Here is a 22,767-nt window from a genome sequence, read left to right as displayed (position 1 = left end):
GGCTCACCGCGCTGACCCGCCCCCGATGACACGAACCCGCCGCACCACCGGGCGGGCTACGCCAGGCGGTCGACCAGCTGCGACGCGATGCCCGTGTAGGTCGGCGGCGTCAGCGCGGTGAGCCGGCGCTTCGCGTCGTCGCCGATGTCGAGCCCCTCGACGAACGCGACGAGCTCGGCCTGCCCGACCCGCTTGCCCCGGGTGAGCTCCTTCAGCATCGCGTAGGGGTCGGCGATCGACGAGCGGCCGGCGACGACCTCGGCGCGGATCACCGTCTGGATCGCCTCGCCGAGCACCTCCCAGTTCGAGTCGAGGTCGGCTTCGAGGGCGACCGTGCCGACGGCGATCTCGCCGAGCCCGCGGCGCAGGTTGTCGAGCGCGAGCATCGAGTGACCGAACGCGACGCCGATGTTGCGCTGCGTCGACGAGTCGGTCAGGTCGCGCTGCTGGCGTGAGGTGACGAGCGTCGAGGCGAGCGAGTCGAGCAGGGCGCACGAGAGCTCGAGGTTGGCCTCGGCGTTCTCGAACCGGATCGGGTTGATCTTGTGCGGCATCGTCGACGAGCCCGTCGCGCCGACCTGCGGGATCTGCGTGAAGTACCCCATCGAGATGTACGACCAGACGTCGGTCGCGAGGTTGTGCAGCACCCGGTTCGCGTGGGCGACGCGCGAGTACAGCTCGGCCTGCCAGTCGTGCGACTCGATCTGCGTGGTGAGCGGGTTCCAGACGAGACCGAGGCTGTCCTCGACGAAGGCCCGCGAGATCTCGGGCCAGTCGGCCGACGGGTCGGCGACGACGTGCGCCGAGAACGTGCCCGTCGCGCCGCTGAACTTGCCGAGGTACTCGGTCGCGACGATCTGCGCGCGGAGGCGCTGCAGGCGGTGCACGAAGACCGCGAACTCCTTGCCGACCGTCGTCGGGGTCGCGGGCTGGCCGTGCGTGTGGGCGAGCATCGGCACGTCGCGCGCGTCGGTCGCCCAGCGCGTCAGGGCGTCGATCACGGCGTCGAAGGCGGGCAGCCAGACCTCGGCGACGGCGGCCTTGACGGTGACGGCGTACGAGAGGTTGTTGATGTCCTCGCTGGTGCAGGCGAAGTGGGTCAGCTCGGCGATCGAGTCGAGGCCGAGGTCGGTCAGGCGCGCCCGCACGTAGTACTCGACGGCCTTGACGTCGTGGCGGGTGGTGGCCTCGAGGCCGGCGAGCTCGTCGATGGCCTCTTGACCGAAGTCGGCGACGATCGCCCGGAGCGCCCGCTTCTGCGACTCGTCGAGCGGGCTCGAGCCGAAGGCCCCGCGCTCGGTCTGCGCGATCAGCCACTCGACCTCGACGTGCACGCGGGCCCGGTTGAGACCGGCCTCGCTGAGGTGGTCGCCGAGCGAGCCGACGGAGGCGCGGTACCGGCCGTCGAGGGGGCTGAGGGGCTGAGGGGGCAACGTCATGAGGGTCCCTTGCGGAGTGCTGGTTCGATCTGGCGGAAGAGTGCGGCGCACGACTGCTCGACCAGGTCGAGGACCGTGTCGAACATCGCGGCGTCTGAGTAGTACGGATCGGGGACGTCGGTGCCCGTCACACCCGCACGCGCGGCCGCGGCGGGATCGAACGTCAGCAGCAGCTGCACCTTCGACCGGTCGGCGTCATTCGTCGCCCACGAGCGGAGGATGCGCTCCTGCCCCCGGTCGAACGCGACGACGAGGTCGTGCCGCGCGAAGTCGTCGGTGGCGAACTGCTTGGCCCGGTGACGCGAGCCATCGTATCCGCGGGCCGCGAGGGCGGTCTCCGTGCGCGGGTCGGCGCCTTCGCCGACGTGCCAGTCGCCGGTGCCGGCGGACGAGATGACGAGGTCGTCGCCGTGCCCGGCCGCGTCGGCGAGCGACCGCAGCACCGTCTCGGCCATGGGCGAGCGGCAGATGTTGCCGGTGCAGACGAAGCAGACGCTGAAGCGGTTCACCGCCGGCGGTCGCCGGACTCGACGATCGGGCGGACGACGATGCCGATCAGCCAGGCCAGGATCGCGAGCACGAGGGCGCCGAGCACGCCCCACCAGAAGCCCTCGATCTCGAGGCCGAAGCCGATCAGGCCCGAGATCCAGGCGACGATGCCGAGCAGCAGCCCGTTGACGATCAGCGACACGAGCCCGAGGGTGAGGACGTAGAGGGGGAACGCGACGACCCGGATCGCCGTGCCGACGACCCCGTTGACCACACCGAAGATCAGCGCGACGAGCAGGTACGTCAGCACCGTCTCGGTGGTGCCGCCCACGCCGTAGGGGTCGACGTCGACACCCGACACGATCAGGGTGGTCAGCCAGAGGGCCACGGCGTTGATGAGCAGCCTCACGATGAATCGGGTCATCCCCCCATCATGCCGAACGGGCGCCCTCGCGCGGTAGTGCGGCGTCCCACCGAGGAGGCGCGGTGCCGCGTCATCCGTCGGTGGCAGCCCCTAGGGTGGCCGGGTGATGACTCCCGTTCGACTTCGCCCCGAGATCGCCGCCCTGCCGCCGTACCGACAGGGCAAGCAGGCGTCGCCCGACGCCTTCAAGCTGTCGTCGAACGAGAACCCGTTCGAGCCGCTGCCGGCCGTCGTCGAGGCCCTCCGCGGCGCCGTCACGGTCAACCGCTACCCCGACGCGACGGCCGCGGCGCTCCGCGGCGCCCTGGCCGAGAAGTTCGGCGTCACCATCGACGAGGTGCACGTCGGCGCGGGGTCCGTCTCGCTGCTGCTGCAGTTCATCCAGGCCGCCGCCGCCCCCGGCGACGAGGTCGTCTACGCCTGGCGCTCGTTCGAGGCCTACCCGGGGCTCGTCACCGTGGCCGGCGCGACCAGCGTGCAGGTGCCCACCCGCGCCGACGGCAGCCACGACCTCGAAGCCATGGCCGCGGCCGTCACCGACCGCACGCGCCTGGTCGTCGTCTGCTCGCCGAACAACCCGTCGGGCACCACGGTCACCACCCACGAGTTCGAGACCTTCATGTCGGCCGTCCCCGACGACCTCCTGGTGATCCTCGACGAGGCCTACGCCGAGTTCGTCACCGACCCCGACGCGGTCGACGGCGAGTCGCTGACCGAGCGCCACCCGAACCTCGTCGTGCTCCGCACCTTCTCGAAGGCGTACGGGCTGGCGGCACTGCGCGTCGGGTACGCGATCGGCGCCTCCTCGGTGCTCGACGCCGCTCGGGCCACCGCCATCCCGCTGTCGGTCACCGAGCAGGGGCAGGCGGCCGCGCTCGCGTCGCTCGCCCACGAGTCCGAGCTGATGACCCGCGTCGACCGGATCGCCATGCTGCGCGATCAGGTGCGACAGGCGCTGATCGACCAGGGCTGGGACGTCCCGGCGGCCCAGGGCAACTTCGTCTGGCTGCCCACGGGCGAGCAGACCGCCACCGCCGCGGGCGTCTTCGCCGACCACGGGATCATCGTCCGGCCGTTCGCGCCCGAGGGCATCCGCATCACGATCGGCGAGCCGTCGTCGGTCGACAGGCTGCTGCACGCGGCCCAGCAGGTGCGCTTGAACACATCACTCTGACGGCATGTAGCCGCCGGTAGAATGGTCGTCATGTCTTCCATCGATGCGGAACACGGCGTCACGACGGTCCAGCTGCTCAGCCCGACGGGTGAGCTCGTCGAATCCGACGCCGGTGCCGAGTTCCAGCCCTACATCGACGCCCTCGGCGACGACCGGTTGCGCGCCATGCACCGCGACATGGTCCTCACCCGTCGCTTCGACCGCGAGGCCGCCGCGCTCGCCCGTCAGGGCCAGCTCGCCCTGTGGGTGCCGAGCCACGGTCAGGAGGGGGCCCAGGTCGGCGTCGCGCACGCGTCCCGGCCCCACGACCACCTGTTCCCCTCGTACCGCGAGCACGCCGTCGCCCTGGCCAAGGGAGTCGACCCGGTCGACATCCTCCGCCTGCTGCGCGGCCACACCCACGGTGGCTGGAACCCGGCCGAGCGCGGCAACTTCCACGTCTACACGCTCGTGATCGGGTCGCAGACCCTGCACGCCACGGGCTACGCGATGGGCCTCACGATCGACGGCAAGACGGGCAGCGGCGACCCCGAGGTCGACGAGGCCGTCATCACCTTCTTCGGCGACGGCGCCACCAGCCAGGGCGACGTCAGCGAGGCGCTGGTCTTCGCCGCGAGCTTCCAGACCCCCGAGCTGTTCTTCCTGCAGAACAACCAGTGGGCGATCAGCGTGCCCGTCGCCACCCAGTCGCGCACCCCGCTGGTCAACCGCGCCATCGGCTTCGGCGTGCCCGGCACCCGCATCGACGGCAACGACGTGCTCGCCAGCTACGCGGTCAGCCGCCGCGACCTCGACGCCGCCCGCAGCGGCGGCGGTCCGCGCTTCATCGAGGCGATGACGTACCGCATCGGCGCGCACACGTCGTCCGACGACCCGACCAAGTACCGCACCGACGACGAGCTGCAGAGCTGGATCGCCCGCGACCCGATCGACCGCTTCGAGGCGTTCCTCCGCTCGCGCGGCGAGGGCGACGCGTTCTTCGCCGGGCTCGAGGCCGAGGGCGACGACCTCGGTGCCGACATCCGTCGCCGCACGCTCGAGCTGCCGAAGCCCGAGGCGTCGTCGATGTTCGAGCACGTCTACTCCGAACCGCACCCCGTCATGCGCGAACAGCGCGAATGGCTGGCCTCGTACGAGAACAGCTTCGGCCCGACCGCCGACCCGACCACGGCCGACACCGACGGAGGACGCGCATGACCGACACCGCCCCGAACCCGACCACGACGGCCGACGCGACGGCCGCCGGCGAGCCGACCCGCGCCTCCCTCGAGACCATGCCGCTCGGCCGCGCCATCAACGCCGGTCTCCGCAAGGCCCTGGCCGACGACCCCCGCGTGCTGCTGATGGGTGAGGACATCGGCACGCTCGGCGGCGTGTTCCGCGTGACCGAGGGGCTGCAGGCCGAGTTCGGCGCGAACCGCGTCATCGACACGCCCCTCGCCGAGTCGGGCATCGTCGGCACCGCCATCGGACTCGCGATGGGCGGGTTCCGACCCGTCGTCGAGATCCAGTTCGACGGCTTCATCTACCCGGGCTTCGACCAGATCACGTCGCAGCTGGCCAAGATGACGGCACGCCACGAGGGCACGCTGCAGATGCCCGTCGTCATCCGGGTCCCCTACGGCGGGCACATCGGCGCAGTCGAGCACCACCAGGAGAGCCCGGAGGCGTACTTCGCCCACACGGCCGGCCTGCGGGTCGTCAGCCCGAGCACCCCGCACGACGCGTACTGGATGATCCAGGAGGCCATCGCGTCGAACGACCCGGTCATGTTCTTCGAGCCCAAGAGCCGCTACTGGCCCAAGGGCGAGGTCGACCGCACCGACCCGCACGCGCCGCTGCACGCCAGCCGCGTCGTCCGCACCGGCACCGAGGTCACGCTGCTCGGCCACGGCGCCATGGTCAGCACCCTGCTGCAGGCCGCCGAGATCGCCGCCGCCGAGGGCATCAGCGTCGAGGTCGTCGACCTGCGCTCGCTGTCGCCGGTCGACTACGGCCCCATCCTCGAGTCGGTCCGCAAGACCGGCCGGCTCGTCGTCGCCCAAGAGGCCCCCGGCTTCGTCAGCGTCGGCTCCGAGATCGCCGCGACGGTCGCCGAGAAGGCGTTCTACTCGCTCGAGGCCCCCGTGCTGCGGGTCAGCGGCTTCGACACCCCGTTCCCTCCGGCGAAGCTCGAGACGCTGTACCTGCCCGACGCCGATCGCGTCCTCGAAGCCGTCGACCGCGCCCTCGCGTACTGAGAGAGATCTTCATGACCAGCGAATTCGCTCTGCCCGACGTCGGCGAGGGCCTCACCGAGGCCGAGATCGTCGAATGGCGGGTCGCCCCGGGCGACACCGTCCAGATCAACCAGGTGCTCGTCGAGATCGAGACGGCCAAGTCGCTCGTCGAGCTGCCGTCGCCCTTCGCGGGCGTCGTCGAGAGCGTGCTGGTCGCCTCGGGCGAGACCGTCGACGTCGGCACGCCGATCATCCGCATCGGCGACGGAGGCGCGCCCCGCACCCCGGGCGACCGCGCCGCCGAAGCCGAGGCGTCCGAATCGGGCGGACTCGCCCGCACCGCCCAGGTCGTCTCGCAGAACGAGCAGGCGCTGTCCGAGCAGCGGGCCAGGGGTCTCGACACCGCGTCGATCCCGGTCGTGACGACCCGCGCCTCCTCGGGGGCGGACGACGCTGCCGCCGCGGCACCTGCGGCTGCTCCCATCGCCACCGCGCCCACCGCACCGGCTGCGCCCGCCGCCCCGGCTCCATCGGCGGAGGACGTCGCGGCCGGCGGCGGCACCGGCTCGGTCGCCTCGGCACCCGCCGACTCGGACGACAGCGGCTCGGGGGCCGTGCTCGTGGGCTACGGGGCCGCGGGCGGATCGGGCTCGACCCGACGCCGCAAGCCCGCCCAGACCGAGGTCGACGCCCGTCAGCTGCGCGTCGCCGAGCAGGCCCGCCGCCGCCCGACCACGTCGGTGCCGGCCGCGCAGGCCCTGCCGATCATCGCGAAGCCGCCGATCCGCAAGCTCGCGAAGGACCTCGAGGTCGACCTGTCGATCGTGCAGCCCACCGGTCTCGCCGGCGAGGTCACCCGCGACGACGTGATCCGCCACGCGCAGCAGGCCAGCGTGTTCCGTAACATCGAGACGCCCGAGTGGGGCGAGGAGCGCATCGAGCGGATCCCCGTCAAAGGCGTCCGCAAGGCGATCGCCCGGGCGATGACGTCGTCGGCGTTCACCGCGCCGCACGTCAGCCTGTTCGTCGACGTCGACGCGACCCGCACGATGGAGTTCGTGAAGCGCCTCAAGGCGTCGCCGCAGTTCGCCGGCGTCAAGGTCTCGCCCCTGCTGATCATGGCGAAGGCGATCATCTGGGCCGTGCGTCGCAACCCGATGGTGAACAGCGCGTGGACCGATAAAGAGATCCTCGTGCGGCACTTCGTCAACCTCGGCATCGCCGCGGCGACCCCGCGCGGGCTGATCGTGCCGAACGTGAAAGAGGCGCAGTCGATGAGCCTGCTCCAGCTCGCGCAGGCGCTCGAGCAGCTCACCCTCACGGCACGCGACGGCAAGACGACGCCGACCGACATGCAAGACGGAACCATCACCATCACGAACATCGGCGTCTTCGGCATGGACACCGGCACGCCGATCCTCAACCCGGGCGAGGTCGCCATCGTCGCCCTGGGCACGATCAAGCAGAAGCCGTGGGTCGTCGACGGCGAGGTCCGCAGCCGCATGGTCACGACGATCGGCGCCAGCTTCGACCACCGCGTCGTCGACGGCGACGTCGCCAGCCGCTTCGTGGCCGACGTCGCGAGCGTGCTCGAAGAGCCGGCGCTGCTGCTCGACTGAGCCGGCTCTGCCATCCAGGAGGCGCGGTGCGGGGAGTCCCGCACCGCGCCTCCTCGGCGTCCTGTCGTAGGGTCGTGTCGACGACACGTCATGACCGGACGGGACCACCGCCGGTCGACTCGAGGAGGGGCCGGTCCGCCATGCCGCAGCACATCGTCGACGGGTCGGTGCCGAAGCACGAGCAGCTCCGCGGCATCCTGCAGGAGATGGCGGCGACCGAGCTGCCCGCCGGCGCCGCCGTGCCGAGCGAGCGCCAGCTGATGGCCGACTACGGCGTCAGCCGCATCACCGTGCGGGAGGCGGTCGGCCAGCTGGTCAACGAGGGCTGGCTCACCCGGGTGCGCGGCAAGGGCACCTTCGTGGCCCACCGCGTGGTGCAGTCGACCCTGCACCTGGCCTCGTTCACCAGCGAGATGACGTCGCTCGGGCATGTTCCGAGCACGGTCGTGCTGGTGCGCGACGAGGCCGTGCCTCCTGCCGACACCGCCGCGGCGCTCGAGATCGCACCCGGCGAGACCGCGTTCCGGGTGAAGCGGCTGCGCCTCGCGGACGGCGAACCGGTCAGCATCGACGACGCGTGGTTCCCGGCCGCGCGCTTCGCCGGGCTGTTCGACCACGACCTGACCCTGTCGCTCTACCGCCTCTTCGGCGACGAGTACGACCTGCCCGTCACCCGCGCCCGGCAGACGGTCTCGGCGGAGGGCGCCTCGGCCGAGACCGCGACGCTGCTCGGCACGCGCGACGGCGCGCCCGTGCTGTTCTTCGACCGCGTGTCGTACTCGGGCGACGTGCCGGTCGAGCACTCGGCGACCTGGTACCGCTCCGACCGCTACCGCGTGTCGATGCAGGTGTCGTCGACGGAGCCGCAGGGCTGACCCGAGCCCGGCGCCGCGGTCAGACGGTGAAGAGGGCGTCGCCCGGCGCGACCGACGTGCCCACCGCCTCCTGCGACACGGTGTCGGGTGCGCTGTCGAGCACGACGACGGGGCAGACCGCCGAGTAGCCCGCCTCGGCGACGACGGCCGGGTCGAAGGTCACGACGAGCTCGCCCGCGGCGACGTTCGCGCCCTCGGCGACGGCCAGCTCGAAGCCCGAGCCGCCGAGCTTCACGGTGTCGATGCCGACGTGCACGAGCACGCCGACGCCCGACTCGTGCACGACGACGAACGCGTGCGGGTGCAGCTTGACGACCTCGCCGGCGACCGGCGAGAACACGGCCACGAGACCGGCACCGGCACCCCGCCCCGCAGGAGGCGCGCTCGGCTCGATCGCGACGCCCGCCCCCACCAGCTGGCCGGCGAACACCGCGTCGGGCACGTCGGCGAGCGCCACGACCCGCCCGGCGACCGGGGCCGTGACGACCGTCACGCGTCGAGGAGGTCGTTGATGTCTTCGGCGAGGGTGTCGGCGATGGTGCCCACGATCACCTGGACGCTGCCGCCGGCGTGGACGACGGCGGTCGCACCGGCCGCCTTGAGGGCGGCGTCGTCGACCAGCGAGACTTCTTTGACGTCGGTGCGCAGGCGGGTGATGCAGCCTTCGATCTCGTCGATGTTGTCGGCGCCGCCGAGTCCGTCGATCATGGCCTGTGCTTTCGACATGAGCTGTTCTCCTCCATCGCGGGTGAAGTGACCCGGTTCTGCTGACACGGAACGCGGGTTCCCAGTTGACACCATCCGCCGGTCTGAGGAAACTACCACTCACTGGTCATGACCGGACAGGACCGGACAGGCCTCAGATCGACCGGCACCGTGCCCACGACGATGCCCCGGCCGACTGCTCATCGACGAGAGGATCCGCGCATGACGACGTCCGAGACCGAGGCTGCACCGGCCGCAGCGCCGAAGAGGGGTGCCGGCGCGTTCGCCGTGCTGCAGCGCCTCGGGCGCAGCCTCATGCTGCCCATCGCGGTGCTCCCCGCCGCGGGGCTGCTCCTCCGGCTGGGCCAGCCGGACCTGCTCGGGGGCATCCCCGGGTTCGAGACCGGAGGTTCGGTCATCAGCGCGGCGGGCAACGCGGTCTTCACCTGGCTGCCGCTGATCTTCGCGGTGGGCATCGCGATCGGCTGGGCGAAGAAGTCCGACGGCTCGACGGCCCTGGCCGCCGTGGTCGGCTACATGGTCATCGACGGCGTGTTCGAGGCCATGTCCCCTCTCGTGCTGGCGGGCGAGACGACGGCGACCGGCGATCCGGCGGTCATCGACTACGGCGTGCTCGGCGGCATCGTCATGGGTCTGCTGTCCGCGGTGCTCTGGCAGCGCTTCTACCGGACGAAGCTGCCCGAGTTCCTCGGCTTCTTCTCCGGCCGTCGACTGGTGCCGATCCTCACGGCCGGCACGGGTCTGGTCGTCGGCGTCGTCATGTCGTTCGTCTACCCGATCTTCAACGCGGCGCTCACCTGGGTGGGCACGGCCGTGGCGTCCAACGACGTGGTCGGCGGCGGTGTCTACGGGGTCGTCAACCGCCTCCTGATCCCCACGGGTCTGCACCACATCCTGAACAACATCGTGTGGTTCCTGGTGGGCGACTACTCGGGCGCCGACGGCAAGGTCTACCGCGGCGACCTGACCCGGTTCTTCCAGGGCGACCCGAGCGCCGGCGTCTTCATGACCGGGTTCTTCCCGATCTTCATGTTCGCCCTGCCCGCCGCGGCCCTCGCGATCTGGCGTCACGCCCGCCCCGAGAAGAAGAAGCTGATCGGCGGCATCATGCTGTCGACCGCGCTGACGGCCTTCCTGACGGGCATCACCGAGCCACTCGAGTTCTCGTTCATGTTCGTCGCCTGGCCGCTCTACGTGGTGCACGCTGTGCTGACGGGCACCTCGATGATGCTGGTCAACGCGCTCGACATCCACACCGGGTTCTCGTTCTCGGCGGGTCTGATCGACTACGTGCTGAACTTCTCGATCTCGCAGAACTCGATCTGGCTGATCCCGATCGGGCTCGGCTACGCCGTCGTCTACTACGTCATCTTCAGCTTCGTGATCAAGAAGTGGAACCTCAAGACACCGGGTCGCGAAGACGACGACGCGAGCGCCGAGTCGGTCGAGGCCGCCACGAAGGCGTAGCCGCGCTCGCACTCCGGGGCACCAGACCCCAGCGGATCGCCGAGGCCCTCGTGCGCGCACGGGGGTCTCAACGCGTTCCCGGGGTCTCGGCGGTTCCGAGGAGGCGCGGTGCGGGTCCGCGGCCGAGCCGCGCCTCCTCGTCTTGACAATCATTATCAGTAGCAATAGCGTCGACGACATGAACCTCCGCCGCACCCTGCCCCTGCTCGCCCTGCCCGCCGCGGCGGCCCTCGTGCTGAGCGGCTGCTCGTCGTCGGGGTCGGCGGGCGCGGCGGGCGACGACGGTTCAGGAGGCGCGATCTCGGTCGTCGCATCGACCAACGTCTACGGCGACATCGCTCAGACCGTCGGCGGCGACGCGGTCGACGTCACCAGCATCATCAGCGACCCCTCGCAAGACCCGCACTCGTACGAGGCCGACGCCCGCACCCAGCTCGCGGTCTCGCGGGCCGACGTCGTGATCGAGAACGGCGGCGGCTACGACGCTTTCGTCGACACGATGCTCAGCGCGAGCGACTCGTCGGCCGCGGTCGTGAACGCCGTCGACGTCTCGGGCCTCGACCCCGACGCCGAGGGGCACACGGACGACGAGCACGCCGACGACGAGCACAGCGACGAGGCCGAGCCCTCCGCCGACGCCACGAGCGACGACCACGCCGACGAGCACGAGCACGACCACGAGCACGGCGCGTTCAACGAGCACGTCTTCTACAGCCTGCACAGCATGGGCGCCCTCGCCGACGAGATCGCGCACCAGCTGGGCGAGATCGACCCCGACCAGGCCGACACCTTCACCGCGAACGCCGACGCGTTCGGCGACCGCGTGGCTGACCTGGAGGCGCAGGCCGCCGAGATCAAGACGGCGCACGACGGCGAGTCGGTCGCCTACACCGAGCCGGTGCCCGGCTACCTCTTCGACGAGATGGGTCTCGTGAACGTGACCCCCGCCTCCTTCTCCGAGGCCATCGAAGAGGGCGACGACGTGTCGCCCGCGGTGCTCAACGAGACGCTCAAGACCTTCGCCGACGGCCGCGTCGACCTGCTCGCCTACAACGAGCAGACCTCGAGCCCCGAGACCGAGGCCGTCGAGAAGGCCGCCACCGACGCCGGTGTCGCCATCGTGCCGGTCACGGAGCTCCTCCCGGAGGGGGATGATTACATCTCGTGGCAGCAGAGCAACATCGACGCGATCAAGGCGGCACTCGACCGGTGACCCAGCGGCACCCCGACGACTCCGTCGCCGTCGCGACCCGCGCCTCCTCGGCCGGGCGCGACGGCGACGCCGTGCTGCGCCTGCGCGACGCCGGCGTCGGCTTCGGCGACCGGACCCTCTGGTCGGGGCTCGACCTCGACGTCGCCCCCGGCGAGTTCATCGCCGTGCTCGGCCCGAACGGCGCCGGCAAGACCACCATGCTGCGGACCATCCTCGGTCAGCAGGAGCTCACCGCCGGCACCATCGAGTTCCTCGGCAGGCCGGTCGCCCGCGGGCATCGCCGGATCGGGTACGTGCCGCAGCAGCGCCTGATGGAGACCGGCACGCCGCTCCGCACCCGCGACATGATCGCCCTCGGCGTCACCGGCCACCGCTGGGGCCTGCGCCGCGAGAGCGCCGCCGAACGGGCCGCCATCGACGCCCTCGTCGACGAGGTGGGCGCGACCTCGTTCGCCGACGCCCCCGTCGCCTCGCTCTCGGGCGGCGAGCAGCAGCGCGCCCGCGTCGGCCAGGCACTCGCCGCCGACCCCGCCCTGCTGCTCTGCGACGAGCCGCTGATCTCGCTCGACCTGCGGCACCAGCGCGGCGTCACCGAGCTGCTCGACCGTCAGCGCCGGGCCCGCAACACGGCCGTCGTCTTCGTCACGCACGACGTCAACCCGATCCTCGACGTCGTCGACCGGGTGCTCTACCTGGCCGGGGGCTCGTTCCGCATCGGCACACCCGACGAGGTGCTGCAGGCGCCCGTGCTGAGCGAGCTGTACGGCACCCCGGTCGACGTCATCCGCACGATGGGGCGCATCGTCATCGTCGGCAGCCACGGGCACGACGATCATCACCTCGAGCCGCTCGACGACGACGGAGGGCCGCGATGACCGACCTGTGGGCCCAGCTGTTCTCGTTCCAGGACTTCGGCGAGCTCGTCGCCCTCGTCAAGAACTCGATCATCGCCGGCGCCGTGCTCGGCCTGGTCGGCGGGCTGATCGGCCCGTTCGTCCTCACACGCAACATGCCGTTCGCCGTGCACGGCATCAGCGAGCTGTCGTTCGCCGGCGCGTCGGCCGCCCTGCTCTTCGGCGCCAACGTCGTCGCGGGGTCGCTCGTCGGCAGCGTCGTGGCGGCCCTGCTGATCGGGGTGCTCGGGTCGCGGGCGCGCGAACGCAACTCGATCATCGCGGTGCTCATGCCGTTCGGCCTCGGCATCGGCATCCTCTGCCTCGCCCTCTACCAGGGCCGGTCCGCCAACCGGTTCGGCCTGCTGACCGGTCAGATCGTCGCCGTCGACAACCCCCAGCTCGGCTGGCTGATGACCATCTCGGCCGTCGTGATCGTCACGCTGCTGATCGTCTGGCGCCCGCTCACCTTCGCCAGCGTCGACCCCGACGTGGCCGCCGCCGCCGGCATCCCGGTGCGGACCCTCGGCATCGTCTTCATGCTCGTGCTCGGCCTCGCCGTCGCCGTGTCGGTGCAGATCGTCGGCGCCCTGCTGGTGCTCTCGCTGCTCGTCACCCCCGCCGCCGCGGCCCTGCGGCTCACGGTGAACCCGCGGCTGGTGCCGCTGCTGAGCATCGCCTTCGCCGTCACCTCGGTGGTCGGCGGGATCCTGCTCGCACTCGGCGGCGGACTGCCGATCAGCCCCTACGTCACGACCATCTCGTTCGCCATCTGGCTCGTCTGCCGTGTGATCGGCCGTCGTCGCGACGCCCGCACGCTCAGGCCGCGCCGACCCGCACGGGTAGCCTTGGCCGCGAAGCAGGAGGTCTGAGATGGTGGTCCGACGCAACACCTGGCAGCGCGAGGCCGTGCGCGAGGCGCTCGACAGCAGCGAGGGCTTCGTCAGCGCCCAGTCGCTGCACACCCAGCTGCGCGAGGCGGGCTCGCCCATCGGGCTGGCGACCGTCTACCGGGCGCTGTCCGACCTCGCCTCCGACGGATCGGCCGACTCGCTGCAGCAGGAGGGCGAGAGCCTGTACCGCGCCTGCACCCCCGGCACGCACCACCACCACCTCATCTGCCGCGTCTGCGGCACCACGGTCGAGATCGAGGCCGACGCGGTCGAGACCTGGGCCCGCCAGGTCGCCGCCCAGCACGGCTTCACCGAGGCGCAGCACATCGTCGACGTCTTCGGGCTCTGCGCGGCGTGCTCGGCCGAGGCCGCCGCGGGGCGCGACCCCGCGGTCACCCGCGGCTCCTCCGAGGGCTGACCCGCGCCTCCTCGGCTGCCGCCGTCGATGCCGAGGAGGCGCGGCTTGCGTGATCCCGGGCGTGTCGCGTACTCTTGCTCTCTGGTTGGGCGCTCTCTGCGCCCATGTGCACCGAATCCCCCGCCACACCGGCTCCGTCATGCGGATCCATGGGGGCCGACGCGCGCCGACAAGTGACCTTGGGTAGGGGCCGCCGTTCGCAGAACGGGGTGCTCCCTACGGTATCTACGGAGGAATGACCATGGCAGCAACATGCCAGGTGACCGGAGCCATCCCCGGCTTCGGACACAACATCTCGCACTCGCACCGACGCACCAAGCGTCGTTTCGATCCCAACATCCAGAAGAAGACGTACTACGTGCCGTCGCTTCGTCGTAACGTGACCCTGCAGCTCAGCGCCAAGGGAATCAAGGTCATCGACGCTCGTGGCATCGAGTCGGTCGTGAAGGACCTTCTCGCTCGTGGGGAGAAGATCTAATGGCTCGTCAGCAGGACGTCCGTCCCATCATCAAGCTCCGCTCGACGGCGGGCACCGGTTTCACGTACGTGACCAAGAAGAACCGTCGCAACAACCCCGATCGCCTCGTGCTGAAGAAGTACGACCCCGTGATCCGCAAGCACGTCGAATTCCGCGAGGAGCGCTAGAGATGGCCAAGAAGAGCAAGATCGCCAAGAACAACCAGCGCGCCGTCATCGTCGCCCGTTACGCCGAGAAGCGTCTCGAGCTCAAGAAGGCGCTCATCGACCCGAACGGCACCGACGAGAGCCGCGAGGCCGCCCGCCTCGGTCTGCAGAAGCTGCCCCGCGACGCGTCGCCGGTCCGCCTCCGCAACCGCGACTCGGTCGACGGCCGCCCCCGCGGTCACCTCAAGGCCTTCGGCATCAGCCGTGTCCGCTTCCGCGACATGGCTCACCGCGGTGAGCTTCCGGGCATCACGAAGTCTTCCTGGTAGGTTTTACGCGGTTCCACAGGGCCCTCGGGCCTGTTACCGCACGGACGCGGTGAACGCCGCGTCTCGTCTTACGAACGAAGTCCGAGGAGGACAAACACATGGCTGACAAGTCACTGAACCGCACCGAGCTCGTCGCAGCTGTCGCTTCCGAGTCCGGCCAGAGCCAGGCCGCCGTCAGCGGCGTCGTCGACGCGTTCTTCTCCGTCGTCTCGAAGTCCGTCGCGGACGGCACGAAGGTCACCATCCCCGGGTGGATTGCCTTCGAGAAGACGCACCGCGCCGCTCGCACCGGCCGCAACCCGCAGACGGGTGAGGCCCTCGAGATCGCCGCGAGCGACAGCGTCAAGGTCAGCGCCGGCAGCAAGCTCAAGGCCGCCGTCAAGTAGTCCTCCGCTTCTCACGAAGCCCCAGGGGGTGTCGACTTCGGTCGGCACCCCCTTTCGTGCGCCGGGCCGGGCGTCGTCCCCAGGGGGCCGACCCGCGCCTCCTCGGCCGACCTGTGCGGAACCCGCCGGTCTCTCGGGGCCGAACGATCCGTCTCCGCACCCCGAGCACCCGACCTAGGCTGGAACCCGTGCCGAAACTCACCCGCATCACCGGGCCCGCACTCCTCGTGCTGGTGGCGTTCGCGGCGCTGCTCGTCGCCCTGAAGCTGGGCGGCGCGGCCGACGCCCCGCTCGTCGTCGACCCGGGCGAGGTCGTCCGCTACGGCCTGCCCATGGCCAAGATGCTGAACAACATCGGCGCGGCTGCGACCATCGGCACCCTCGCCCTGACCTGCTTCGCACTGGCCCGCGCTCGCCCCGAGTACGACAAGGCGCTCGACATCGCCGCCGGCGCCGCCGGGTTCTGGGCCGTCGCCTCGGCCGCCACGACCTTCTTCACGTTCCTCAGCGTCGCCAACGTCGCCGTGACCTTCGACGACCAGTTCGGCCGCCAGCTCGCGTTCTTCCTCACCGACACCGAACTCGGCAACGCCTGGCTGATCACCACGCTGATCGCCGCCGCCGTCACGGTGATGTGCTTCGTCGTCCGCAACATCTGGGCGCTGATCGGCGTCACGCTGCTCGCCATGGGCGGGCTCATCCCCATCGCCCAGCAGGGGCACGCCGCCGGGTCGAGCGGTCACGACGCCGCCGTCACGAACCTCGCACTGCACCTCGTCGGCGCCTCCGTCTGGCTCGGCGGCCTCGTGCTGCTGGCCCTGCTGCGCGGCACGCTCGACGACACCCGGCTCGCGATCGTGCTGTCGCGCTACTCGACGCTCGCGATCATCTGCTTCGTCGTGGTCGCCGTGTCGGGCGTCGGCAGTGCCGCCCTGCGACTCGGCAGCTGGTCGTCGTTGACCACGGGCTACGGCGTGCTCGTGCTGATCAAGACCTTCGCGCTCGTGGCGCTCGGGCTGTTCGGCGTTGTGCAGCGGAGGTTCCTGGTCGCACGCATGGGCACGCACCCGAAGGCCACCACCCGCCTCTTCTGGTACTTCGTCTCGGCCGAGCTCGCGTTCATGGGCATCGCCTCGGGCGTGGCCGCCGCCCTCGGTCGCACCGCGACGCCCGTCGAGCAGGTCGCCGCGAGCGACCTCGCCGACCCGACACCGGCCGAGATCCTCACCGAAGAGCTGCTGCCGCCCGAGCTGACCCCGATGCGCTGGCTCACCGAGTGGAACCCCGACATGCTCTGGGCCCTGCTCTGCGCCTTCGGCGTCTTCTTCTACCTCGCCGCCGTCGCGCGCCTGCGCCGCCGCGGCGACCGCTGGTCGGCCGGGCGCACGGTCTCGTGGATCGCCGGCATGGTCGTGCTGTTCTACATCACCTGCGGCGCCCCGAACGTCTACGAGGAGTACCTGTTCAGCGCGCACATGCTCGCGCACATGGCGCTCGGCATGGTCGTGCCGGTGCTGCTCGTGCCGGGCGCACCCGTGACGCTCGCCCTGCGCGCCATCCACAAGCGGACCGACGGCACCCGTGGGCCGCGCGAGTGGATCATGATCCTCGTGCACTCGCGGTACGCGCACGTGATCAGCAACCCGATCGTGTCGGCCGTGCTCTTCGCCGGGTCGCTGTTCGTGTTCTACTACACGTCGCTCTTCAGCTGGGCGACCACGACGCACCTCGGGCACTACTGGATGATCGTGCACTTCCTGATCGTCGGGTACCTGTTCGTGCAGTCGATGATCGGCATCGACCCCGTCAAGGGCCGCCTGCCCTACCCGATGCGCCTGCTCGTGCTGCTCGCGACGATGGCGTTCCACGCGTTCTTCGGGCTCAGCATCATGACGAGCACGGGGCTGTTCCTGGCCGACTGGTACGGGGCCATGGGCCGCACCTGGGGCGCCACCCCGATGGCCGACCAGTACGCCGCCGGCGGCATCGCATGGAGCGTCGGCGAGATCCCGACCGTGTCGCTCGCCATCGCCGTCGCCATCATGTGGAGCCGCAGCGACAGCCGCGAGGCCAAGCGCAAGGACCGCAAGGCCGACCGCGACGACGACGCCGAGCTCAAGGCGTACAACGAGCAGCTCGGCGCGCTGGCGCGGAGCGACCGCGGGCGCTGAGCGGCCGCGGTCGCTGAGTCGACCGCGGGCGCATCGCACCCGTTCGGGGGCTGGCCGACGTCGAACGCATGAGGCAACCTCAGAATGTGCTGCCCGAGCACGCCGAGAGGAACCCATGCCGTCGACCACCTTCGCCCGCACCCGAGTCGCATTCGTCGCCTTCGCCGTCACCGCGGGGCTGACCCTCGGCGGCGGACTCACCCTCGTCGCCGGCGAGCCCGCCCAGGCGGCCCCTAAGGTCTACGCGAACTGCACCGCCGTGAACAAGGCGTTCTCGGGTGGGATCGCCAAGCCCGGCATCAAGGTCAACCTCGTCACGAAGGCGAACAAGACGGTCGAGAAGCGCGCTCTCAAGGGCTCCGTCAAGTTCGACAAGGCGCTCTACGCCGCCAACGCGAAGCACGACCGCGACAAGGACGGCATCGCCTGCGAGAAGAGCTGACGCACCGGTCGTGAGACAGCGAGGAGGCGCGGTCCGGGATGTCCCGACCCGCGCCTCCTCGGCGTCATGAGTCTGCGACTCAGGCCATCAGCTCGCGCACGCGCGGCACGACCTCGGTGCCGTACAGCTCGATGCTGCGCATCATGTGCTCGTGCGGCAGTCGGCCCATGCTGTAGCGGAGGTCGAAGCGCGACGCCCCGAGCAGCGTGAGGTTCTGCGCGATCTTCTGCGCGACGGTCTCGGGCGAGCCGACGTACAGGGCGCCGGTGGCGTTCGCGCTCTGCTCGTACTGCGGGCGCGAGTAGGGCGGCCAGCCGCGCTCGCGACCGAGCTGGTTGGTCTGCTCCTCCTGGTAGGGGTAGAGGATCTCGAGCGCCTCGGCGTCGGTGTCGGCGATGAAGCCGGGCGAGTGCATCGCGATCGGCTGCGACGGCTTGCCGAACTCGGTCAGCGCGCGACGGTACAGATCGGCGTACGGCGCGAACTGGGCCGGCTGCCCGCCGATGATGGCGAGGAACAACGGCAGCCCGTAGTGCGCGGCGCGGATGACCGACTGCGGCGATCCGCCGACGCCGACCCAGGTCGGGATCGTGCCCGACTCGGGGCGCGGGTAGACCCACTGGTCGCTCAGCGAACCGCGGACGCTGCCCTGCCAGGTGACGGGCTCGTCTTTCAGCAGCTCGGCGAACAGCTCGATCTTCTCTTCGAAGAGCTTCTCGTAGTCCTGCAGGTCGAGACCGAAGAGCGGGAACGACTCGGTGAACGATCCGCGCCCGAGGATCACCTCGGCACGCCCGTTCGACACCGCGTCGACCGTGGCGAAGCGCTCGTAGACCCGCACCGGGTCGTCGGAGCTGAGCACGGTGACGGCCGAGCCGAGGCGGATGCGCTCGGTGCGGGCGGCGATCGCGGCGAGCACGACCTCGGGCGCCGACACGGCGAAGTCGATGCGGTGATGCTCGCCCACGCCGATGAAGTCGAGCCCCACGCGGTCGGCGAGCACGGCCTGGTCGACCAGATCGCGGATCGCCTGGGCGTGCGTCTTGAGCGTCCCGGCGCCGTCGACACCCGCGGGGCGCTCGGTGACGTCGCCGAAGGTGTCGAGGCCGAACTCGAGGGGGTGTGACATGAGGCTCCTGACCGTGCTGCTATCTATACGTTTGCATGGATACTACGCCCCGAGGAGGCGCGCGTCCAGCAGGCGGGCACGGTCGCGTCCAAGAGCGTGATGCGCACGAGGCCACCCGGACGGGGTCTGGACACCTCGGCCCCCGAGCAGCAGCATTATCCTGGGCACACTGCCTCACCGGTCGCGCCGTCGGCGCCACCGCCACCCGACTCGCGGGCCCGTGGCCCCGAGCCCGATGAGAGAACCACCACGATGTGCCCCGTCCTCCCCGCGACGCCCGAGAACGCCCCGGAGTCCGTCGAGAGACTGGCGATGACCCTGCACCGCCTCGACGAGGCGCACCGACGCTACCGGGTGCACTCCGCCCGCGTCGTCGGGCTGGCCCCGATGGAGGTCTCGGCGCTGCTCGCCGTCGGCGACACCCCCGGCATCACGCCGACGGCCCTCGCCCGCGACCTGGTCATCACCTCGGGGTCGACGACGGCCGTCATCGACCGGCTCGAGAAGGCCGGCCACGTCGTCAGGACGAAGCACCCCGACGACCGCCGCAGTCTGCACCTGCACCTCACCGCCGCCGGCACGGACGCGATGACGAACCTGCGCGAGGCGTACCGCTACGTGCTCTCGACGACCGGCACCGACGAGACCATCCTGAGCGCGATCCCGCAGCTGCACGAGATCACGGAGGCCCTGAACGCCGCCGTGAACGAGTCGCCCGACGGCGCCTGACGCGCTGCGGGCCGCGCGCGCCGTGCGTGCATCGATGTGACGCGAAAGGACCCCTCGCGCGGCCCGAGGGCGCCTTTCGGGTCACCTCGACGCAAGCGGCAGGAGGCGCGGGGCGGGAGGCGCCGGAGGCGCTGCATCGAAGTGACCCGAAGGGACCCCTCGCGCGGCCCGAGGGCGCCTTTCGGGTCACCTCGACGCAAGCGGCAGGAGGCGCGGGGCGGGACGCGCGGGAGGGGCTACGTCGAAGTGACCCGAAGGGACCCCTGCCGCACCCCGAGGGGCCGCTTCGGGTCACCTCGACGCAAATGGCAGGAGGCGCGGGGCGGGCGCGCCGGAGGGGCTACGTCGAAGTGACCCGAAGGGCCCCTGCCGCACCCCGAGGGCCCGCTTCGGTTCGCCTCGACGCTGCGGCAGGAGGCGCGGGGCGGGAGGCGCCGGAGGCCGCTGCGTCGAAGTGACCCGTTGAGGGCCCTCCTGCACCCAGAGGGCGCCTTTCGGGTCACCTCGATGCGCGCGGGCGGCGCGGCGGGGGCGGCGCGCGCTCGCTAGGCTCCGATCGTGGCAATCACCCTCTACGAGCAGATCGCCGACGACCTCCGCCGACGCATCGTCCGCGGCGACCTCGCGGTCGGCGACGACGTCCCGAGCGAGGGCGAACTCGCCGAGCAGTGGCGCACCTCCCGGGGTCCGATCCGCAACGCCCTCGCGGCCCTCCGCAGCGAGGGCCTCGTCGAGACCCGGCGCGGTCGACCGGCTCGCGTGGTCGCCCGCAAGACGCATCACCCCGTCGACGTGTCGATCCCGTTCACGAAGTGGGTCCGCGACGTCGGCGGCGAGCCCGGGGCCCGCACCCAGGAGGTCTCGCTGCGCCGGGCGGGCGACGAGAAGGCCCGCGCCCTCGGCGTCGAGCCCGGCGACCTGGTCGTCGACGTCGTGCGTCTGCGGACGGTCGACGGCCGCCCGACCATGCTCGAACGCCTGACCTTCATCGAGGAGGTCGGCCGCGTGCTCTTCGACGTCGACCTCGACACCGTCTCGATCACCGAGTACCTCGACTCGCGGGGGTTCGGCTACGACGACGTCGACCACGAGATCGACGCGGTGGCGGCCGACGAACTCGACGCGCGCCTCCTCGGCGTCGAACCGGGCACGCCGATCCTCCGCCTGCACCGCGTGACCCGCGGGCGCGACGGCCGGACGTTCGAGGCCTCCGACGACCGCTACCGTAGCGACATCGTCCGCTTCACCGTGGCCGCCTCGGGCCGGGCCCGCGAGGGCGACCACTTCATCCGCACGATCGGGGCGTGAGGCGCCGCCTGTCCGGCAGCCGCCGTCGGCGCGCAGGCCCAGGAGGCGCGGGTCGGCTCAGCCCTCGAAGTCGCCGCTGATCGCACCGTCACCGCTCGTCACGGACGGACGGCGACCCGCACCGCGCCCGCCGACGCGGCCCGCCCGAGGCCCGTGTCGAGGTCGGTGAGCGGGACCTCGTCGCCGACGAGGTCGGCCAGGGGCCAGGCGAGGTGCCGCCGCTCGACGAAACGGGCCGCCTCGACGAGGTGCCGCGGCGCGTAGTTGTGGACCCCGCGCACGGTGACGAGCCGACGGACGACGCTCTCCGCGTCGACCGGCACCGCCGGAGCCGGCGACACGCTGCCGACCAGGACGGCCACGCCTCCCACCCCGAGCCTGGTCAGGGCCGACGCGACGGCGTGCGGCGAACCGGACGCCTCCACGGCCACGAGAGGCGCGCCTCCTGCAGCCTCGAGGGCGCGGTCGACGCTGCCGTCGGCGTCGGCGGCGACTCCGGGATCGCCCGTCGCGACCGCCCCGAACCGGACCGCGAGAGCACGACGACCCGCATCGGGGTCGACCACGACGACCCGGGCGCCGGCGTCGGTCGCCAGCGCCGCGACCGTGAGCCCGATCAGGCCCGCACCGAGCACGAGCACCACGACCGGTGCCGCAGCCGGTGCCGCAGTCGCCGCACCGTCCGATGAGGCCGAGCCCGACGGGCCCGACGCACCGGACGCACCGGCCGACCCGACCGAGCCCGACGAGCCCGACGCACCGGCCGCACCGGCCGCACCGGCCGCACGGGACGCACCGGACGAACCTGCGACCCGCCCGTCGAGCGGCACGATCGCCGACGCCGCGTCGAGCGCCGCCACCGCGGTCGCCGTGCCGCACGAGACCGGCGCGAGCAGCCGCGCGTCGAGGTCGTCGGAGACCGGCACCACCGACGTCCCCGCCCGCACGTGCACGTGGGTGGCGAAGCCTCCGCTCAGCTCCCACCCGGTCTCGAGCCGCTCGTGCCCGTACTTCCGCACCCGCTCGCACTTCTGCGGCAGGCCGCGGGCGCAGGTCGCACAGCGACCGCAGCTCGCCGTCAGCGACCAGACCACGCGCCTCCCCGGTGCGAGCGGCGTGCCGTCGACGGCGACCGCGCCCTGGCCGATCGCGACGATCCGCCCGACCTGCTCGTGCCCGAGCACGAGCGGGAACGGCGCGGCCCGGTCACCGCGGGTCGTGTGCACGTCCGAGCCGCAGATCGTCGCGAGCTCGACCTCGACCAGCAGGTCTCCGGGGGCCAGGCGGACGCTCGGCACGGCGACCGCGTCGTGCGGGCGGCCGGGTTGCGTCCAGACCATCGCCGTCGGGGCGGGGTCGAGCCTCAGCTCGACGGGGCCGGCCGCGCGGGCGGCGGAGTCGTCGACGGGCCGAGGCGCGAGCGCGGTCACGCGACCGGGGCGACCGGTGCGGCCGACGCGACCGGGGCGACCGATGCGACGGGTTCGACGGGCGCTGTCCCGGCCGGCGCGACGGGTGCGACCGGCGCAGCCGACGCCGCCCCCATCGCGGCACCCGCGACTCCCGCGACTCCCGCGGCACCCGCGGCACCCGCGACTCCCGCCCCACCCGCGACACCCGCGAACGCGGCCAGCCCCACGAGGTCGCGCACGCTGTCGAGCACGACGTCGGCACCCGCGGCGAGCAGTCGCTCGCGGGTGTGCGCGCCCGTCGTCACGCCGACGACGAGCCCGGCCCCGGCGGCCCGACCCGAGCGCACGTCGCTGACCGTGTCGCCGACCACGACGGCCGACGCGACCG

The 22,767-nt window shown here is 71.6% G+C and carries 26 protein-coding genes; 18 read left to right on the top strand and 8 right to left on the bottom strand.

Going from position 1 to position 22,767, the window contains the following annotated elements; all coding sequences use genetic code 11:
- Positions 1-56: 56 nt before the first annotated feature.
- The 3 genes from purB to ACZ6JE_RS13865 are packed head-to-tail and all read right to left on the bottom strand — an operon-like array spanning position 57 to position 2,352.
- Positions 57-1,439 carry an adenylosuccinate lyase gene (gene purB, locus ACZ6JE_RS13875; protein ID WP_464319321.1) on the bottom strand — a complete coding sequence of 461 codons (1,383 nt, stop codon included), beginning with the start codon at positions 1,437-1,439 and terminating at the stop codon, positions 57-59.
- Positions 1,436-1,894 carry a low molecular weight protein-tyrosine-phosphatase gene (locus ACZ6JE_RS13870; protein ID WP_192061668.1) on the bottom strand — a complete coding sequence of 153 codons (459 nt, stop codon included), beginning with the start codon at positions 1,892-1,894 and terminating at the stop codon, positions 1,436-1,438. Before ACZ6JE_RS13870 ends, purB begins: the two co-directional genes overlap by 4 nt.
- A 50-nt stretch (positions 1,895-1,944) precedes the next feature.
- Complete coding sequence (locus ACZ6JE_RS13865) at positions 1,945-2,352, bottom strand: phage holin family protein (RefSeq protein WP_192061636.1); 408 nt, start codon at positions 2,350-2,352, stop codon at positions 1,945-1,947.
- 106 nt (positions 2,353-2,458) lie between these two features.
- On the opposite strand from ACZ6JE_RS13865, the gene ACZ6JE_RS13860 reads away from it, so the two are divergent.
- The 5 genes from ACZ6JE_RS13860 to ACZ6JE_RS13840 all read left to right on the top strand — a co-directional run bounded on the left by ACZ6JE_RS13860 (position 2,459) and on the right by ACZ6JE_RS13840 (position 8,239).
- A complete protein-coding gene (locus ACZ6JE_RS13860; protein WP_192061669.1) occupies positions 2,459-3,526 on the top strand; it encodes a histidinol-phosphate transaminase in 1,068 nt (355 codons plus the stop codon).
- A gap of 30 nt (positions 3,527-3,556) precedes the next feature.
- A complete protein-coding gene (locus ACZ6JE_RS13855) occupies positions 3,557-4,723 on the top strand; it encodes a thiamine pyrophosphate-dependent dehydrogenase E1 component subunit alpha (RefSeq protein ID WP_192061637.1) in 1,167 nt (388 codons plus the stop codon).
- A complete protein-coding gene (locus ACZ6JE_RS13850; RefSeq protein WP_192061638.1) occupies positions 4,720-5,766 on the top strand; it encodes an alpha-ketoacid dehydrogenase subunit beta in 1,047 nt (348 codons plus the stop codon). The genes ACZ6JE_RS13855 and ACZ6JE_RS13850 overlap by 4 nt, the downstream gene beginning before the upstream one ends.
- A gap of 11 nt (positions 5,767-5,777) precedes the next feature.
- Positions 5,778-7,364, top strand: coding sequence for a dihydrolipoamide acetyltransferase family protein (locus ACZ6JE_RS13845; RefSeq protein ID WP_464319320.1), 1,587 nt, complete (start codon positions 5,778-5,780; stop codon positions 7,362-7,364).
- A 140-nt stretch (positions 7,365-7,504) separates the two neighbouring features.
- On the top strand, positions 7,505-8,239 hold the full coding sequence (locus ACZ6JE_RS13840) for a GntR family transcriptional regulator (protein ID WP_192061640.1): 735 nt from the start codon (positions 7,505-7,507) through the stop codon (positions 8,237-8,239).
- Between the two features lie 19 nt (positions 8,240-8,258).
- Here ACZ6JE_RS13840 and ACZ6JE_RS13835 read toward each other — a convergent pair whose 3' ends face one another.
- A complete protein-coding gene (locus ACZ6JE_RS13835; RefSeq protein ID WP_464319319.1) occupies positions 8,259-8,732 on the bottom strand; it encodes a PTS sugar transporter subunit IIA in 474 nt (157 codons plus the stop codon).
- On the bottom strand, positions 8,729-8,965 hold the full coding sequence (locus ACZ6JE_RS13830; RefSeq protein ID WP_464319318.1) for a glucose PTS transporter subunit EIIB: 237 nt from the start codon (positions 8,963-8,965) through the stop codon (positions 8,729-8,731). The genes ACZ6JE_RS13835 and ACZ6JE_RS13830 overlap by 4 nt, the downstream gene beginning before the upstream one ends.
- Positions 8,966-9,166: 201 nt before the next feature.
- Between ACZ6JE_RS13830 and ACZ6JE_RS13825 the strand changes: the two genes are divergently transcribed.
- The 11 genes from ACZ6JE_RS13825 (at position 9,167) to ACZ6JE_RS13775 (ending at position 17,801) form a co-directional block, all read left to right on the top strand.
- Entirely contained in the window at positions 9,167-10,432 is a 1,266-nt protein-coding gene (locus tag ACZ6JE_RS13825; protein WP_464319317.1) for a PTS transporter subunit EIIC, read from the top strand.
- 178 nt (positions 10,433-10,610) lie between these two features.
- Entirely contained in the window at positions 10,611-11,645 is a 1,035-nt protein-coding gene (locus ACZ6JE_RS13820) for a metal ABC transporter solute-binding protein, Zn/Mn family (RefSeq protein WP_320480090.1), read from the top strand.
- A gap of 71 nt (positions 11,646-11,716) precedes the next feature.
- Complete coding sequence (locus ACZ6JE_RS13815; protein ID WP_192061670.1) at positions 11,717-12,520, top strand: metal ABC transporter ATP-binding protein; 804 nt, start codon at positions 11,717-11,719, stop codon at positions 12,518-12,520.
- Positions 12,517-13,410: a metal ABC transporter permease gene (locus ACZ6JE_RS13810; RefSeq protein ID WP_320478065.1), complete on the top strand. Its 894-nt coding sequence runs from the start codon at positions 12,517-12,519 to the stop codon at positions 13,408-13,410. The genes ACZ6JE_RS13815 and ACZ6JE_RS13810 overlap by 4 nt, the downstream gene beginning before the upstream one ends.
- A gap of 4 nt (positions 13,411-13,414) precedes the next feature.
- Positions 13,415-13,849 (top strand): Fur family transcriptional regulator, encoded by a 435-nt coding sequence (locus tag ACZ6JE_RS13805; RefSeq protein WP_320478148.1) that lies wholly within the window; start codon positions 13,415-13,417, stop codon positions 13,847-13,849.
- 241 nt (positions 13,850-14,090) lie between these two features.
- Entirely contained in the window at positions 14,091-14,327 is a 237-nt protein-coding gene (gene rpmB, locus ACZ6JE_RS13800; RefSeq protein WP_022885355.1) for a 50S ribosomal protein L28, read from the top strand.
- On the top strand, positions 14,327-14,494 hold the full coding sequence (rpmG, locus tag ACZ6JE_RS13795; protein ID WP_043595944.1) for a 50S ribosomal protein L33: 168 nt from the start codon (positions 14,327-14,329) through the stop codon (positions 14,492-14,494). Before rpmB ends, rpmG begins: the two co-directional genes overlap by 1 nt.
- Positions 14,495-14,496: 2 nt before the next feature.
- Complete coding sequence (gene rpsN / locus ACZ6JE_RS13790; RefSeq protein WP_192061646.1) at positions 14,497-14,802, top strand: 30S ribosomal protein S14; 306 nt, start codon at positions 14,497-14,499, stop codon at positions 14,800-14,802.
- 98 nt (positions 14,803-14,900) lie between these two features.
- Positions 14,901-15,188 carry an HU family DNA-binding protein gene (locus tag ACZ6JE_RS13785; protein ID WP_043595940.1) on the top strand — a complete coding sequence of 96 codons (288 nt, stop codon included), beginning with the start codon at positions 14,901-14,903 and terminating at the stop codon, positions 15,186-15,188.
- 188 nt (positions 15,189-15,376) lie between these two features.
- On the top strand, positions 15,377-17,359 hold the full coding sequence (locus ACZ6JE_RS13780; RefSeq protein WP_243215536.1) for a bifunctional copper resistance protein CopD/cytochrome c oxidase assembly protein: 1,983 nt from the start codon (positions 15,377-15,379) through the stop codon (positions 17,357-17,359).
- Positions 17,360-17,474: 115 nt separating this feature from the next.
- Entirely contained in the window at positions 17,475-17,801 is a 327-nt protein-coding gene (locus ACZ6JE_RS13775) for an excalibur calcium-binding domain-containing protein (RefSeq protein ID WP_192061647.1), read from the top strand.
- Positions 17,802-17,880: 79 nt separating this feature from the next.
- On the opposite strand, the gene ACZ6JE_RS13770 is transcribed toward ACZ6JE_RS13775, so the two are convergent.
- Positions 17,881-18,930 carry an LLM class flavin-dependent oxidoreductase gene (locus tag ACZ6JE_RS13770; protein ID WP_243215534.1) on the bottom strand — a complete coding sequence of 350 codons (1,050 nt, stop codon included), beginning with the start codon at positions 18,928-18,930 and terminating at the stop codon, positions 17,881-17,883.
- Between the two features lie 252 nt (positions 18,931-19,182).
- Between ACZ6JE_RS13770 and ACZ6JE_RS13765 the strand changes: the two genes are divergently transcribed.
- A complete protein-coding gene (locus ACZ6JE_RS13765; RefSeq protein WP_192061649.1) occupies positions 19,183-19,659 on the top strand; it encodes a MarR family winged helix-turn-helix transcriptional regulator in 477 nt (158 codons plus the stop codon).
- A 558-nt stretch (positions 19,660-20,217) separates the two neighbouring features.
- Positions 20,218-20,967, top strand: coding sequence for a GntR family transcriptional regulator (locus tag ACZ6JE_RS13760; RefSeq protein WP_192061650.1), 750 nt, complete (start codon positions 20,218-20,220; stop codon positions 20,965-20,967).
- Between the two features lie 98 nt (positions 20,968-21,065).
- On the opposite strand, the gene ACZ6JE_RS13755 is transcribed toward ACZ6JE_RS13760, so the two are convergent.
- Together ACZ6JE_RS13755 and ACZ6JE_RS13750 are read right to left on the bottom strand one after the other, a co-directional pair.
- Entirely contained in the window at positions 21,066-22,397 is a 1,332-nt protein-coding gene (locus ACZ6JE_RS13755) for an alcohol dehydrogenase catalytic domain-containing protein (protein WP_464319316.1), read from the bottom strand.
- On the bottom strand, positions 22,394-22,767 hold a 374-nt coding region (locus ACZ6JE_RS13750), incomplete at its 5' end, for an HAD family hydrolase (RefSeq protein WP_464319315.1). The genes ACZ6JE_RS13755 and ACZ6JE_RS13750, both read right to left, overlap by 4 nt.

The organism is Frigoribacterium sp. AC759, assembly GCF_979256015.1.
This window is presented reverse-complemented; position numbering and strand designations above follow the sequence as displayed.